The sequence below is a fragment of the Undibacterium sp. Di27W genome, from assembly GCF_049340345.1.
Classification (GTDB): domain Bacteria; phylum Pseudomonadota; class Gammaproteobacteria; order Burkholderiales; family Burkholderiaceae_D; genus Undibacterium.
This window is the reverse complement of sequence record NZ_JBMPOS010000009.1, coordinates 274,380-289,254: the sequence shown is the minus strand read 5'-3', so window position 1 is coordinate 289,254 and position 14,875 is coordinate 274,380. Positions and strand designations below refer to the sequence as shown.

11 protein-coding genes are annotated in these 14,875 nt (G+C 51.6%); 6 read left to right on the top strand and 5 right to left on the bottom strand.

Annotated features, from left to right (window positions below; translation table 11 throughout):
- A partial coding sequence (locus tag ACO0LF_RS19425) for a DUF4214 domain-containing protein (RefSeq protein WP_423016961.1) occupies positions 1 to 751 on the bottom strand: 751 nt, incomplete at its 3' end.
- Positions 752 to 1,137: 386 nt separating this feature from the next.
- Here ACO0LF_RS19425 and ACO0LF_RS19420 point away from each other — a divergent pair.
- The 3 genes from ACO0LF_RS19420 to ACO0LF_RS19410 all read left to right on the top strand — a co-directional run bounded on the left by ACO0LF_RS19420 (position 1,138) and on the right by ACO0LF_RS19410 (position 8,590).
- On the top strand, positions 1,138 to 1,926 hold the full coding sequence (locus tag ACO0LF_RS19420) for a 2-keto-4-pentenoate hydratase (protein WP_423016959.1): 789 nt from the start codon (positions 1,138 to 1,140) through the stop codon (positions 1,924 to 1,926).
- The gene (locus ACO0LF_RS19415) at positions 1,913 to 4,426 is read left to right on the top strand and encodes a DEAD/DEAH box helicase (protein WP_423016957.1); all 2,514 of its coding nucleotides are present in this window, start codon (positions 1,913 to 1,915) and stop codon (positions 4,424 to 4,426) included. The genes ACO0LF_RS19420 and ACO0LF_RS19415 overlap by 14 nt, the downstream gene beginning before the upstream one ends.
- A 309-nt stretch (positions 4,427 to 4,735) precedes the next feature.
- The gene (locus tag ACO0LF_RS19410; protein ID WP_423016955.1) at positions 4,736 to 8,590 is read left to right on the top strand and encodes a PAS domain S-box protein; all 3,855 of its coding nucleotides are present in this window, start codon (positions 4,736 to 4,738) and stop codon (positions 8,588 to 8,590) included.
- A 24-nt stretch (positions 8,591 to 8,614) separates the two neighbouring features.
- Here ACO0LF_RS19410 and trmB read toward each other — a convergent pair whose 3' ends face one another.
- A complete protein-coding gene (gene trmB / locus ACO0LF_RS19405; RefSeq protein ID WP_423016953.1) occupies positions 8,615 to 9,331 on the bottom strand; it encodes a tRNA (guanosine(46)-N7)-methyltransferase TrmB in 717 nt (238 codons plus the stop codon).
- A 467-nt stretch (positions 9,332 to 9,798) separates the two neighbouring features.
- Here trmB and ACO0LF_RS19400 point away from each other — a divergent pair, with 467 nt between their 5' ends.
- From ACO0LF_RS19400 to ACO0LF_RS19390, 3 genes are read left to right on the top strand one after another with little or no spacing between them, the layout of a single operon-like run.
- A complete protein-coding gene (locus ACO0LF_RS19400; RefSeq protein ID WP_423016951.1) occupies positions 9,799 to 10,821 on the top strand; it encodes a phospholipase in 1,023 nt (340 codons plus the stop codon).
- 8 nt (positions 10,822 to 10,829) lie between these two features.
- Complete coding sequence (locus ACO0LF_RS19395; protein ID WP_423016949.1) at positions 10,830 to 12,245, top strand: peptidylprolyl isomerase; 1,416 nt, start codon at positions 10,830 to 10,832, stop codon at positions 12,243 to 12,245.
- 40 nt (positions 12,246 to 12,285) lie between these two features.
- Positions 12,286 to 12,882, top strand: coding sequence for a hypothetical protein (locus tag ACO0LF_RS19390; protein WP_423016947.1), 597 nt, complete (start codon positions 12,286 to 12,288; stop codon positions 12,880 to 12,882).
- A gap of 166 nt (positions 12,883 to 13,048) precedes the next feature.
- Here the strand turns inward: ACO0LF_RS19390 and ACO0LF_RS19385 are convergent, their stop codons facing one another.
- From ACO0LF_RS19385 to ACO0LF_RS19375, 3 genes are all read right to left on the bottom strand, one after another.
- A complete protein-coding gene (locus ACO0LF_RS19385) occupies positions 13,049 to 13,600 on the bottom strand; it encodes a hypothetical protein (protein ID WP_423016945.1) in 552 nt (183 codons plus the stop codon).
- A 290-nt stretch (positions 13,601 to 13,890) separates the two neighbouring features.
- Entirely contained in the window at positions 13,891 to 14,295 is a 405-nt protein-coding gene (locus ACO0LF_RS19380) for a hypothetical protein (protein ID WP_423016943.1), read from the bottom strand.
- 99 nt (positions 14,296 to 14,394) lie between these two features.
- Positions 14,395 to 14,799, bottom strand: a complete 405-nt coding sequence (locus ACO0LF_RS19375; RefSeq protein ID WP_423016941.1) for a hypothetical protein — start codon at positions 14,797 to 14,799, stop codon at positions 14,395 to 14,397.
- Positions 14,800 to 14,875: the final 76 nt, after the last annotated feature.

The window sequence follows — 14,875 nt, the reverse complement described above, 5'->3', positions numbered from 1 at the left end:
TGTTTTTCAACGTTGGGGTGATGATAGGCGCGCCGTTGTCATTGGAGTTACCCAATGTAGCTGTCAGTTTGTTGTTGGCTGCAGCGGAGGTGTTGGAGCCTGTCAGTACGTCTTCGTCTTGCAGGGCATTCACGCGTGCATTGCCTTGTGGTGTGTAGACCAGGCCTGCTGTGAAGTTTTCTGCTGTAGCGATGTCGGTATTGCTTGTCAGTGTGAAGTCTTTTTGACCGCCGCCTTGAACGATGGACAGGATAGTCGCATCTTGTGTCGCGATTTGGGAAGCTTGTGTCGTAGCATCCAACACTTTGCTCAGCCATTCTTTGGCCAGCTTGGTATTTTCTACTTTGGAATAGATAACGATTTCGTCTGTGGTGTCTACTGCTGCAGTGAAGGACGTTGCTGCTGCTACTTTGGAGTCAACGGCAACTTTGTCTGCACCAGTGGCGCCGCCCAGGATGGCGATCGCTGCCTGGCCCATGGTGACTTTGCCACCCAGCAATTGACCTACCCAGTAGTTCAAACCTGCGACGTCGGCTTTGTGGCCAAACAGGTTGTTGTACACGGTGTTGATGGTGTCTTCTGTTGTCTTGCCAGCAAATGCAGTAGCGTATTCTGGTTGCTTGGAGAACAAATCAGCGATCTGACCGATTGTCAGGTTTTGCGCTGCCCAGTAATTCAGACCATTTGGATCTGCTGGACGGTTGAAATAAGCGATGTAAAGCTTTTGGATGTCTGCAGCAGTGTTAGCCATTTAGGGCTCCGGTCAAAATTCACAAAGAGATTATTGCTTAAATAATAAGCTAAAATAACGGATCACAACATTATAGAAAAGTAAAATTTTTATTAAAATGAATTTGTCATGAAATGACACAATCTTTTAAATTCCGTGCTTAACTCATACAGTATTTGTTAATTCAAAATATTTATTTGACAATCACAAATTTACCCTTCCACCTATTGTGCCTGACCTGGCGTCAGGATTTACTATCCAGTCTCGTGAATATCTGCACATGCAGGAATAAACGCAATGAAACTAAAAATAGGTGAACTGGCGAACCTGCCGTCAGCATTGAAAACCCTGGCACTATAAAATGTCGGCTTTCGCATTTGCTCAATCATGTCGATGAAATCACATTCATGAAACCAGACTATATCCGCCAGGCCGCCCAAATATTGCTGGAAAGACGGCAAAACGGCACGCAGGGCGATGCTCTGCCTGCGGCACTTCGCCCAGATGATCTGGATACTGCATTTGCCGTACAGTGTGAAGTCAGTCGCCTCATGGTCCAGCCCATCGCCGCCTGGAAATGCGGCCTGCCTGCACATGATATGCCTGATACCCCCGACAAATGGGTAGTGGCACCCATCTATGACCATGATGTACATGAAACCAGTACGCCAGTCTGCACTGTCCGGGCCAGGAACGGCCACCTCAGGATAGAGCCAGAACTGGCTTTCATCATCGCGCATGACCTGCCTGCCAGGGCTACCCCTTATACGCCAGCAGATGTTGACGCCGCGCTGGCAGAAACCAGGCTGGCACTGGAATTGATAGACAGTCGTTACACGCACCCGGAACAACTGGATTTTCATGACCACTTTGCCGATGGCTTGTTTAATCAGGGCTTGTTACTTGGTCCCATCGTTGACGCACAGTTGGCCAAGCAAACCAGCCAGCTATCCATCACGCTCAATACCACTGGCCAGGCCAGCATCACACTGGATGGGCAACACCCGGCTGGCATGCCACGCCTGCCCTTGTACTGGCTGGCAGAATTCTTGCGCAGCAAGGGGCTGGGCTTGCAAGCGGGCCAGGCTGTCATTACCGGATCGTATGCAGGCAGCCCGTCTGTAGCTGTTGGTGCGGATATCCAGGTGCAGTTTGGTGAACTGGGTTTGATACGGACGCGTTTTGAAGGAAAATAAACCAGCACCGCGTGGCTTGCCTGAAGTGACAGGGTATTTCCGCCCGCGCATCACTCTGCAAACCCTGCACCGGGGGGATGGCTTATTGGGCATGAAACCCAGTGGTGACTTTGGGCCGCGTGGCGGTAGTGTCACGGTGGTGGAAATCGACTGGCTGTACCACACCGATAGCGGCATGCGCTGGCAAACCCCGGCTCCCACTGCCCTGCTGAATCGCAGGCCGCATCCCACCCAATTGCTGCATGACGAAGATGGCAAGCCAATGAGTCTGCTACGCGATCTGGGGGCAGAGGCAGATGCGCTGGACAAGGTCTGGGATATCGCCCTGCAACCCCTGCCCGCTGCCAGCCTGCAATGGCGCAATGAGCGAATCGCAGAAAATTTTGGACCACTCTGGAGTCTGGTGCAGGAAGGATTTTTTGCTGATTTCTGGGCAGAGAAATTGCCTGAGATGCAGGCACTCGGCTGGCTGGTCGTGGTGCGTCCTGGCTTTACTCATGAGAGCGTACCTGTCGATGCCTGGCATCTCATTATCGATGAAAACACGGGGGCTATTACTGGCAAGCAGGTGGCATCACGCATGCGTGGTCGTCACGAGATCATCACGCCACTAGGCTTGCCTGCGCGTGAAGGCTCATGGATGTTGAGTCTGGGGATAGAAATCGAGGGCGAGGTGCTGGACCTGGTTCCCATGCTGGCGCATCTGCTGCAACGTGATGCACGCTGGCTCAATGCCAGGCAGATACGCCTCATCGATGACATGGCGCTCATACAATTACGCGCTCCTGGCGGCAAACGCATTGATGCCATGGCAGCACCGCTGAAAGCCATCGTCCTGCATATGCTGGATTTGTTGACCGACCGGCCACAAGCGGAAGGCCCGGTGCCCTTGTCGGCCTGGGATAGCTATCGGCTGGAAGCCTTGCGCACCAGCCTGCTCGATAGCCAGCCTGCACGTGCAGGTGCATATGGTGGCTGGCAATTGCAAGGTGATGTGGGTCTGCGCAGCCTGGCGCAGCGCCTCAAGAAAGCTGGCAGCCCGCGCGCAGTGGCCGCGCCCGATGGACTGGGTGTCACTTTGCGCCCCTATCAATTGCATGGTGTCGCCTGGCTGCAATACCTGCGCGAGCAACATCTGGCAGGCATACTGGCGGATGATATGGGCCTGGGGAAAACCGCCCAGGTACTCGCCCATTTGCTGATAGAAAAACAGCAGGGTCGTATGGATATCCCTGCCCTTATCGTGCTACCGACTTCACTGATTTTTAACTGGCAGGCAGAAGCCAGACGCATGGCCCCTGCCCTGCACGTATTGACGTTGCAAGGGCCGGAACGGGCTGACCTGTTTACCGATATCAAACAGGCAGATGTGGTGCTGACGACTTATCCCTTGCTATGGCGCGACCTTGATGTGTTAAAGGCACAGGAATTTCATTTGCTGATCCTCGATGAAGCGCAAACAGTCAAGAATGCCGCCAGCCGCAGTGCAGATGCAGTACGCCAGATCAATGCACGACACAGGTTGTGCATGACAGGCACGCCGCTGGAAAATAATCTGGGCGAGCTATGGGCGCAGTTTGATTTTTTGATGCCGGGGTTTCTGGGTGATATGCGCAGTTTTGCCCGGCTGTGGCGCAAACCCATAGAGGTCAATGGCGAAACCCTGCGCGCGCAATTGCTGGCGCAAAGAGTGCGCCCTTTCATCTTGCGCCGCCGCAAGGATGAAGTAGCGACAGAATTACCACCCCGCACTGAAGTCATCAAACGCCTGCGTCTGCAGGGCAAGCAACGCGAATTATATGAAAGCGTGCGCGTTGCCGCTGATGAACAGGTGCGCCGCATACTGCAACGCAAGGGCTTTGATGGCGCGCAAATCACGATACTGGATGCCTTGCTCAAATTGCGCCAGGTGTGCTGTGACCCGGCTTTGTTAAAAGGCCACAATCTGCCGCACGACATGGAAAGAGCCAAGCTGGAAATGCTCGGTGACATGCTGCCCGCCCTGGTGGCAGAAGGCCGCCGCATACTGGTGTTCTCGCAATTCACGGAAATGCTGGAATTGATCGCCTCCAGCCTGCAGGAAATGCAGCTGGAGTTTTTAATGTTGACCGGCAAGACCGCGACTGCAAGCCGTGGTGAGGTCGTCAGGCAATTCCAGGAAAAGCTAGTACCCATCATGCTGATCAGCCTGAAAGCAGGCGGCGTGGGTCTGAACCTGACCGCCGCCGACACCATCATCCACATGGACCCATGGTGGAACCCGGCAGTCGAAGAGCAGGCCAATGCGCGCGCCCACCGCATAGGCCAGGAGCAAGCTGTGTTCATCTACAAATTATTGATAGAGGGCAGCATAGAGGAACGCATACTGGGCTTGCAGGCACGTAAGGCCGCGCTGGCCGAAGGAGTGCTAGGCAGCGACCAGGCATTGGCCAGCAAATTCAGTGCAGAAGACTTGCAAGCACTGCTAGCGCCCTTAAGTAACATCGTCAACGACCGTTAAATTGTGCAGTGATCTGTGCAATGAGTTGCTTAAAGTATCATTTCAGTCTCTTTTATGTCAATTTTACAAATTTTGTCTTTTTGTACATTGACAAAAAAACACATATGACACATCTTATTAGTAAGCATGTGGGCAAACGTGTTAGGCTAAGGAAAATTCTCCAGAGCAACACTTAATAGACCACTTAATGTAGCCACGCCACTCCCGGCGCTATTCTCTGCCAATTTACCCTGTACTTTGCTGGCAAAACTGCAGGCAACATAACACCAGGCTTCATCTTCTTCACGATGTGGAAATGGCAGCTTATTTATGATGATTACACCACGCAATCGCTATATCCGCACGGTCACGGTGGTGTACCTGCTCTTTGCGCTGGCCTGGATATTCTTGTCTGACAGCCTGTTAGCCAGCCTTAGCAATATCAATGCGATAAGCTGGTTATCGACAATCAAGGGTGTGTTCTTTGTCATCATCACTACCGCACTGTTTTTTCTGGCTTTGCGCGCAGTACCGCAACTCTCGTCCCGTGAGCAAGAAGCATTAGGCAGCCCCTTACTCGAAGTTTTTCATCCGCACACACAGATACGCTGGCCTATCTACCTGATGGCAGTTGCCCTGCCCTTGTCTGTACTGTTATTGCGGCTGGCCGTCGCCCCCAGTTTTGAAAACCGGCCCATGCTGATCATGTTTGTCTTGCCCATCGTCCTCAGCGCCATGCTGGGGGGACTTGGGCCTGGCTTGTTATCGACCTTGATCGCCAGCCTGGGATTGTCTTATTTTGTCATCCCACCTCTGTATAGCCTGGCGATCAAAACCAGCCAGGATGCCTTGCAACTGGGCTTTCTCATCGTTGATGGACTTGCCATCAGCTTGCTCAGTGAAGCCTTGCGACAATCCTTGCGCAAGGTGCAAAACAACAGCAACTTGCTCGATGCCATCATACGTGGCACCTCAGATGCGATTTTTGTCAAAGACCTCAAGGGGCGCTATGTCATGGCCAATGAGTCTGTCACTACCCTGGTGGGCAAGCCTGTGGATGAGATTATTGGTCGTGATGATTACGCCCTGTTCCCGGCTGAATCAGCACGCATGATTACGCAAGGCGACCAGCGTGTGCTGGCCAGCAGCACCATCCAGGTCACGGATGAATACATCGATACCCTGAGTGGCAAATCCATGGTCTTCATGGTGACCAAGGGCCCCATGCTGGACAAGGCTGGCAAGGTGCAGGGCTTGTTTGGTATTGCCCGTGATGTTACCGGACGCAAAGAGGCAGAGGCTGCCCTGAGGGAGAGTGAAGCCGCCATGAAAGTGGCGCAACGCCTGGCTGCTGTGGGCAGCTGGAATTGGGAGGTGCGCACCGACGTGCATACCTGGTCGGAAGAAGTCTATTTGATCTACGGCCGCGACCTATCGCTGCCACCAGCCGTCTACCCGGAAGTGCAGCAATATTTTACGCCTGAAAGCTGGCTTAAACTGGCCAGCTCAGTCGAGGAAGCCATTAAGAACTGCACTCCCTATACCTGCGACGCCGAAGTCATCAGGCCCGATGGCAGCCACCGCTGGATTATTGCCCGTGGCGAAGCCTTGCAAGACAGTGAAGGCAAACTGGTACGGCTGCATGGCAGTGTGCAGGACATTACTGAGCGCAAGGTTACGGCCATGCAATTACAAGCCAGTGAAGAACGCCTGCAAATGGCCATTGCTGCCACCAGCGAAGCTTTATGGGATTGGGATGTGCCCACGAACACAGTCTACCGTTCGCAACGTTATTATGAAATGACCGGCTACACTGAAAACGAAGAAAGCCAGGATCTCGAATTTATCAAACGCAAAATTCATCCTGATGACCTGGACATGGTTTTGCAGCATATGGCGAATTTTCGTCATCCGCATTGTGGCGACATCGATTTTGAATATCGCCTGGTGACCAAGCAAGGTGACATCAAATGGGTGCATACACGTGGTCGGGTCGTCAGCCGCGATGCTGATGGCTATGCTCACCGTGTGGTCGGTACCCTGGCTGACATTACTGAGAAAAAAATCATTGCCGCAGAATTGCTGGAAAGAGAACAGAGGCTGGAGCGCGTCATGCTGGGGTCCGATCTTGGTTACTGGGATTGGGACCTGGCCAGCAATACCTTTAAGGTCAGTGCCCGTTGGGAAACCATGCTGGGTTATTATCCAGGTGAAATGAATGTCAGCCCCGGGCACTGGCCAGACCATATCCATCCGGATGATTTAAAGGCTTCACACGCTTCGCTGGACAGACATATCAAAGGCCTCACAGCCAGCCACGAACTGGAATTGCGCTTGCGTACCAAGTCAGGAGAATGGCGCTGGGTGCTGACCAGGGGCGCAGTCGTGGCCTGGGATGAGCAGGGCAAACCCCTCATCATGTCTGGCACCCATACCGACATCACCGCGCAAAAAATGATGGAGTTGACGCAGCGTGAAGCTGCCACCGTGTTTTCCAGCAGTTTCGAAGGCATCATGGTGGTCAACCCTCTGGGTTGCATCACCAAGATCAACCCGGCTTTCACGCGCATCACGGGCTATACCGAAAAAGACGTGTGCGGCCAATCCACCAAGATACTGGCGTCCGGCCATCACAATGCCAGTTTTTATGCTGAAATGTGGAATGCCGTCAAGGACGATGATTTCTGGCGCGGTGAAATCTGGAACAAGCGCAAAAATGGTGAAATTTTTCCTGAGCTCTTATCCATCTCTTCAGTGCGCGATGCAGCTGGTGAAATCCAGCACTACATTGGCATCTTCACCGACATCAGCGAACTCAAGACCCATGAAGCCGAGCTGGACCGTATTGCCCATTATGACCCTTTGACAGGCGCACCCAATCGCCGCTTGCTGGCCGATAGACTGGGGCAGGCAGTCAACCGTGCCAATCGCACCAGCAAGTCCCTGGCCGTGTGCTTTCTTGACCTGGACGACTTCAAGGATGTCAATGATAAATACGGCCATGCGATTGGTGACCGTCTCTTGATGGGCGTGACAGAAAACCTGAAGCGCGTCTTGCGTGCCGACGATACCCTGGCACGCCTGGGAGGCGATGAATTCGCCGTCTTGCTGTCCGACATTTCATCCGCCGAAGAAAGCGCCATGATACTGGACCGCGTCTTGATGGGCGTCAGCCAGGCAATACAGATAGATACGACGACAGTCAGTATCTCGGCCAGCATAGGGGTCAGCCTTTATCCTGACGATAATGTTGATGCCGATACCCTGCTACGCCACGCCGACCATGCCATGTACCTGGCCAAGGAGGCTGGAAAAAACCGCTACCATCTGTTTGACCCGGAAAGCGATCGCAGAGCCCAACAGCGCAGGCAGATATTGGAAAGGCTGGAAATTGCGCTGGATCATCATGAATTCGTCCTGTACTACCAGCCCAAGGTGGATTTGATCAGCGGTGAAATTGTCGGTGCAGAAGCACTGATACGCTGGCAACATCCCAACCGCGGCATACTGGCACCGGGTGAATTTTTACCGCATATCTATGGCAGCAAGCTGGAAAAACCGCTGGGCGAATGGGTCATCAAGGCAGCCATACAGCAAGCCTATCAATGGCAGTTACGCGGTATCGCGGTACGTGTCAGCGCCAATATTAGTGCACATCATTTGCTGGCGCCGGAATTTTGTGATTACCTGCAAGCTGCCTTGCGCGTGCACCCTTATTTTGAAGCCGGTAATTTTGAGCTGGAAGTACTGGAGACCGCTGCCATCGCTGACATGGAACAAGCCGTCGCCATACTTAACCGCTGCCGCCAAATGGGCATCCATTTTGCGCTGGATGATTTTGGCACCGGCTATTCGTCTTTAACCTATTTACGCAAGCTGCCTGTGGATACCCTGAAAATAGACCAGAGTTTTGTCCGCGACATGCTGACTGATGTCGAAGACCTCGACATCGTCGAAGGCGTTATACGCCTGGCTGGTGCCTTTGACCGCCAGGTGATTGCTGAAGGGGTAGAAACCATGGCCCATGGTGCCAAGTTGCTGGAACTGGGTTGCCGGCTGGCCCAGGGCTATGGCATCGCCCGCCCCATGCCGGCCGACCAGTTCGTTGACTGGTCAGTACGCTGGAAAACCGAAGCACGCTGGCGCGATCTGCGCACCAGGCCGGCGCTGCAAATTCTGCACTGAGCGAGAATTCGCTACCTCCGGATCTTACTTTTTACGGAATACCAAATCCCACACGCCATGACCAAGGCGCAAGCCGCGGTTTTCAAATTTAGTCACAGGGCGATAATCAGGGCGTGGTGCGTAGGCATCGGCAGTATTCTCCAGTGCCGCTTCCGCATTCAAGACTTCCAGCATTTGCACGGCGTATTCTTCCCAGTCCGTTGCGCAATGCAGATAGCCACCAGGGGCCAGGCGGGAGGCCAATAAGGCCACCAGCGGGCCTTGTATCAGGCGACGCTTGTTATGGCGGGCCTTATGCCAGGGATCAGGGAAAAACACGTGTATACCATGCAGCGAGGCTGGAGCGATCATATGCGTCAGCACTTCAAAGGCGTCATGCTGGATGATGCGCTGGTTTTGCAAACCCAGTTCATCCGTCAGCTTGAGCAGGCTGCCTACACCTGGGGTATGCACTTCAACACCGATGAAATTTTTCTCAGGCATGCCTGCAGAAATCTTGGCACTGGTCTCGCCCATGCCAAAACCAATCTCAAACACTGTTGGTGCCTGGCGACCAAATGCTGCATCTACATCCAGCGGCGCTTTTTGATACGGGATGCAAAAACGCGGGCTCAGGTTTTCTATCGCCCTGGCCTGTGCATCAGACAAGCGCCCGGCACGAGTGACAAAGCTACGGATACGGCGCTCGGTAGGATCATAAAACAGCGGCTTTACGCCTTCAACAGGTTTGGATTCAGACATACAGGAAATCAGAAAAGAAGAGAGGAGTTACTTGTGCGACAACAAACTCAGTCTGTGGCTTGAGTAAACACCCAAGCGCTGCGACTTGTGTGGAGGCCAAATGCACCTGTTTGAAGTCACTTGTTTCGCAAAAAGCGTATTTTAGCAGATGAGCGTTATGGGAAGAAATTTCACTTTAGGCTTTGGTTGTTTTAACAAACCAGACTACTCACAAAAGAGATTATTACTCCACAGAAATGACGTGCTGATTACGTCACACTAGAGGTCACATTCTAGAGAAAATGCTAAGACCATGCTTTTCTTCCATGTTAAAAAGCTAATGCGCTGAAATTATTTAATTTCCAATACTGATGCGTGCCTGTTGCAAGCTCTGGTTCCTGCCCGCAGGAGAAAGGGGGCATGTCGCGGCGATCATTTCAGCGGTCTGAGTTTCGCTCCTTTTCAACATCAAACCTGAAGGACGTTCTATGAAATCCGTTTTCAAAGTGGCAGCCGTGGCTGCTCTGCTCTGTTGTTTTGCCCCTGCACATGCCTTTCAGCAAGAGACCCATCGCCGCATCGCCATTGATGCAGTGACTTTCATGAAAAATAATCCTGACAAAACCAACTATAAAGCGCTGGTCACTGGCCTCGCAAAAGCTGGTTATACCGTGGATCAGTTCGCCACGGCCATGGGCCAGGGTGCTTACGATGTCGATGATTTCGCTGACACCTATATCTGTGGTGCAGTCACTGGTGATTGCCAGCTGGCACCGATCTGGGGCGCTGCACAAAGTATCGTCAAATATACTTCTTACTGGCATTTCCAAAACCATACGGCTGGCCCTGATGTACACGGCAACCCGTTCGGTGGCTATAACTATGCCAAGCTGACTGTCGCTGGCGATATTGACAATCTGGCGGCGTCATGGCTGGTGGGTGACTATCTTGACGACGGCCCTGGCGGCATGAAAGGCTGGTTCGGCGACAGCAGCAAGTACAATACCTATGGCGTGACCGAAGCACATTACCGCCTGGGTGGTTATTCAACACCAGCCCAATATGCCGACTTTGAAAAAATCCCTTTCCAGCCCATCGACAACCTGGCGCAGTACTGGTTCCAGCAGTTTCTGAGCAGCCCCAGCTTGCAAAGCCTGGGTTTTGTCATGCATTCCACCGACCTGCTGCAACCCCACCATACCTGGACCACCTCGGCCCGCAATCACTCAGGCTGGGAGCAATGGGTCAACAGCTATTACGACAGCCAGAGCTTGAATGATCCAGCCCTGGTCGCCGCAGCCATGGCCGACTTCACGCCGCTGGCAGCAAATGCCACCGATATCCGTCAATTGCTGACACAGGGTGGCACTTACTCTTATCAGAACGGCGGTATCGTACTCTCCTCCACCGATCAGAATGACCGCATTCGGGTTGGCCGCCTGGTGGTGCCACACGCCATCGCCATGATGGTTCATGTCTTGAACCGTGCAGCCAACCGTCTGAATAGCTGAGGCAGACCATGTACAGACCAGGCAGCAGCTTGCAAGTAAAAATGGGCTTGATGGGTATCTTCCGTACCTTACGTTTCTTGGGCATGAAGAGCTGCCTGTCTGTACTGTGTCTGACTATGTCTGCTGCTGCAATGGCAGCGGACATTGCACCAACTGCGGCGACTAGCCAGGCGGTGCTTCAGTCCGACCTGGTGGCACGCCTGAATGGTGCCCCTATATATAAACTGACACTGGACGTGCTCGCCCACATGACGCAACTGGAAAAACCAAAAACCAGGCAAGCCGATATCCTCGACAACATCGTCAACAATCGCTTGCTGGCTGTTGCAGGCCGTGGCCAGTTTAGCGAAGAAGAATTGCAACCATCGCGGCGGGTGGCGTTTGAAGCGGACGTGATGCTGGACAACCAGTTGAGCGGCTATCTGCGTACCGTTTATCGCCAGGATCTGGAAGCCGCCATCGGTAAACTCCCCGGTGGCAGACTCGATGCACTGATCCAGGAACAAGGCAAGCTGGAAGAAGATGAACTGAGCAAGATTTTCGGCCCCAGAAACAGGGTCATGCTTGACTATAGCCTGAACCCCTCACAGCAGGCTGCAGCAAACCATGTGATAGTCCTGCGCTGCAACTTTGCACCAGCCGCCAATATCAGCCTGTTTGCCCTGTTCCGTCGCCAGAATGTACAAGGACGAGTAGAGTTTTTCAATCGTAACCGTGACTACATACGCCAGCAGGCGCAACTCTATCTGGCCAACCTGTATGTGCTAGACTGGGCGCGCCAGCGTTTTGGTGAACCGGCACTGAGGGATTTGAGACAGGCAGTGGAAGAACAAAATACCGTGCGTGCCATCATGAGCCTGCATGGCATAGGTGCCGATACCGATTCGGAAAGCAGGCTATTGAACCAGCTCGCCGCTGAAGTAAAGCCCAAAGAAGTTGCGGCCTACTTTCGCAGCCATAAGGATGAGTTCAAACGCATCGTGTCAGTCAAGTCGCGTCATATCCGCCTCAATAATGAAGCGCAGGCCAGACAAGTCGCCGAGCTGGCGCAGCGCAGCGGTGATTTCGCCAGCCTGGCAAGGCAGTATTCCACCGCCGCAGATGCCCAGCAAGGTGGCGACCTGGGCATCATTGCTCACCAGGGACAATTATCATGGCTGGAACAACTGGCCTACATGCAGGAACCCGGCAAGGTATCCCCGCCCATACGCGCTGCTGTCGCGCCCAATGAAAAAGCCTATTGGGAAATCGTGCTGGTAGAAAAACGCATTGAAGGCTACCAGGACCCGGCCTCAGAAACCGTGCGTTACCAGGCCAGCCTGGCGCTAGCGCAAGAAAAAGCCATACGCCAGTTATCTACTCTACAAGCACAATTGCGCAAGAGCGCAAAGATAGAAACCAGGCAGGCACTGCAATATCAATAACTGAGCAATAATCCAAGCAATCAACCAGCGAGGCAGGGTCATGATAAACAAGAGCATACTCATCGCAACGGCCATCATAGCGTCAACAGCATCAGCCGTCTGGCTATTGTGGCCGCAAACCGAGGACAAGCAAATCCCTCTGCAAATCGCTGCCACTTCATCCAGCACGGCTGCGCCTGGAAAACCCGCGCAACAAAGCACGGCATCATGGCCACCGCCTTTCCCTGAACGCAATGACGAAAGAAAATTCGTGCCTTTACTGGCCACCGGGCCACTACTTTCTGCCGCCCAAAGCCTGGCCGCCACCCGCGATGGCGACCCGCGTACGCCCCCCATAGAGCATACTCAAGTCACGCAAGAAATGCCCAGCGCCGCCGAACTGGCAGATTCCAAAGCCTATCAGCAATACGAAGCCAGGCAAAACACACGTCTGTATGCCGCCTATGTACAGGCAGCAGATGAGGAAATACCACGACTGCGCGCAGCGATTGCCCGCGCCCACGACATGGGTATGGCCGCCGCAGATATTGCCAAAGGCGAAGAAAAATTACGGCGCATCACTGCCATGCAGGGGCAGCTTCTTAACGAACATCCAGAGTTGCAGAATGGGAATGTTACTAAAACAAATTTGAAATAATTTCTTGAAAGATGGTGCTGAAAAGTGTGCTTGCATTGTTCCTAAATGAGGCACCGAATGCAGTCTCAATCTGCAATGAATAAGATCAGTGACAAGCGAGGGTCCTTGGATTACAGATGTCACAGAACAGAAAATAAATCGGAATTACAAAGTCACTACCTTGCATCTACATTTTTTTAGGACAAGTCGGCTCGACATCATATCCCAGGGAAATATACAAATGACTCAACTTCTTCTTTCCCTCACGTCTGATCACGTGCATTCCTTCCTGGCTATAACAAGTTGACACCGTTGAAGTCAATTTTTCATCGGTGATTAGGTATTGCGCACCCTTGGCTTGTACATTCACATTTTCCCCAATAACAGCAATCCCTATAAATGGATCTGGATAGGCCAGAGATTTACTAAGTTTCAAGCCATACACATGCATATCCCGATTGTCCATCGCATCAGTAACAAAGTCATCTGGCCCTAACCGAATTTCTTTTTCAATAGATGCTTTTGTACAGCATTGTTCCTTCCCGTCTTTGCGAACAAATTCAAGCTGAACCTCATCTGATTTGGATAAAACTCCAGTAGTAAATAATAAGGGAGTTTTTCCAGGAAATATTTTTGCAACGCCATCGAGAGTGCCTGCTGCGTATATAGGCTGGGAGAAAAATAATCCCATTGATAGCATCAGTGTGTTTCTTTTGATCATCGCAATATTCATATTCATGTTTTATATTCTGAGTTCCCTACCCTGCATTTAAAAATTCAAAACTCTGATCAGATTTTTCAGGTAATGCAAATGCTGAATATACCAGCACCTATTTTCATAAGTAGCGTGTCACCTTGAATGAATCCGCCCCAAGGGATTTCATCCAAGTTACCTTCACAGGTCAGTTTTCTGGTGTGATACCTTGCCACTTGTATTAAATCTGTCTAACGTAAGAACAATGCGCTAATTGATTTCTTACTCAAGTCTTGCGATTTTCTCATCTGCGCTCCAGATATCTGCGATTCAATTTAAACTAAACGATCAATCAAACCTCTTATTTCATCACTGAACGGCCTCCCATTTTCATTCACATACACCAGCAAATTCTTTAGGGTAGTTTCGAATCTCCGTGGCAATTTCGCCGACATATAATCAAGTTGAATGACTGCAGTCACTGCGATATTGTTGGATCGGGATAGCAGTAAAGCCATCAAAATTGCAAGGCCTTCCCTGTGTTCCAGACAACCAATGGCTTCAGCACAGCGCTCTTGCCAGTAAAGCGGTTTGGCCAAGGTTATGGCAAACAAGACCTCCCAATCATCTTTAGAAAACAGAGTTAAGGCTTCTGAGGCAATCCCCAGGCTGTATTCCTGCCATGAGGAGGTTTCAGTTCCTAGCAATTTTTCAAATAAATCTACTTTATTTTCATCCATTTTTTTCCTTAAGATCACCATTACGGATAAACGGGCGATCACACTGCACAAATAAAGCTAGCCTGTATCAACACCGTTCATCAGAAGTTCTTCTGTAATTCAATTTAAACGATCAATCAAATCCCTTATCACATCATCGAGCGGTATCTTATTTTCATTTACATACACCAGCAAATTCCTTAGGGTAGTCTCGAATCTCCGTGGTAATTGTGCCGACATATAATCAAGTTGAATGACTGCAGTCACTGCGATGTCCTTGGATGGAGACAGCAGCAAAGCCATTAAAATTGCAAGGCCTTCCCTGTGTTCCAGACAACCAATGGCTTCAGCACAGCGCTCTTGCCAGTAAAGCGGTTTGGCCAAGGTTACGGCAAATAAAACCTCCCAATCATCTTTAGAAAACGAAGTTAAGGTTTCTGAGGCAATCCCCATGCTATATTCCTGCCAAGAGGAGGTTTCAGTTCCTAGCAATTTTTCAAATAAATCTACTCTATTTTCATCCATTTTGTTTTCCTTAAGGTGTGGGAGGTACAATGGGACGTGTCCCGACAGGAAATGAAGACGTAATAACACCATTATC

What these genes read in the sequence shown, in the direction of transcription:
- ACO0LF_RS19420 (WP_423016959.1), top strand. Translation starts at nt 1,138, where the DNA reads ATGAAACCAGACTATATCCGCCAGGCCGCCCAAATATTGCTGGAAAGA.
- ACO0LF_RS19410 (WP_423016955.1), top strand. Translation starts at nt 4,736, where the DNA reads ATGATGATTACACCACGCAATCGCTATATCCGCACGGTCACGGTGGTG.
- trmB (WP_423016953.1), bottom strand. Translation starts at nt 9,331, where the DNA reads ATGTCTGAATCCAAACCTGTTGAAGGCGTAAAGCCGCTGTTTTATGAT.
- ACO0LF_RS19400 (WP_423016951.1), top strand. Translation starts at nt 9,799, where the DNA reads ATGAAATCCGTTTTCAAAGTGGCAGCCGTGGCTGCTCTGCTCTGTTGT.
- ACO0LF_RS19395 (WP_423016949.1), top strand. Translation starts at nt 10,830, where the DNA reads ATGTACAGACCAGGCAGCAGCTTGCAAGTAAAAATGGGCTTGATGGGT.
- ACO0LF_RS19390 (WP_423016947.1), top strand. Translation starts at nt 12,286, where the DNA reads ATGATAAACAAGAGCATACTCATCGCAACGGCCATCATAGCGTCAACA.
- ACO0LF_RS19385 (WP_423016945.1), bottom strand. Translation starts at nt 13,600, where the DNA reads ATGAATATGAATATTGCGATGATCAAAAGAAACACACTGATGCTATCA.
- ACO0LF_RS19380 (WP_423016943.1), bottom strand. Translation starts at nt 14,295, where the DNA reads ATGGATGAAAATAAAGTAGATTTATTTGAAAAATTGCTAGGAACTGAA.
- ACO0LF_RS19375 (WP_423016941.1), bottom strand. Translation starts at nt 14,799, where the DNA reads ATGGATGAAAATAGAGTAGATTTATTTGAAAAATTGCTAGGAACTGAA.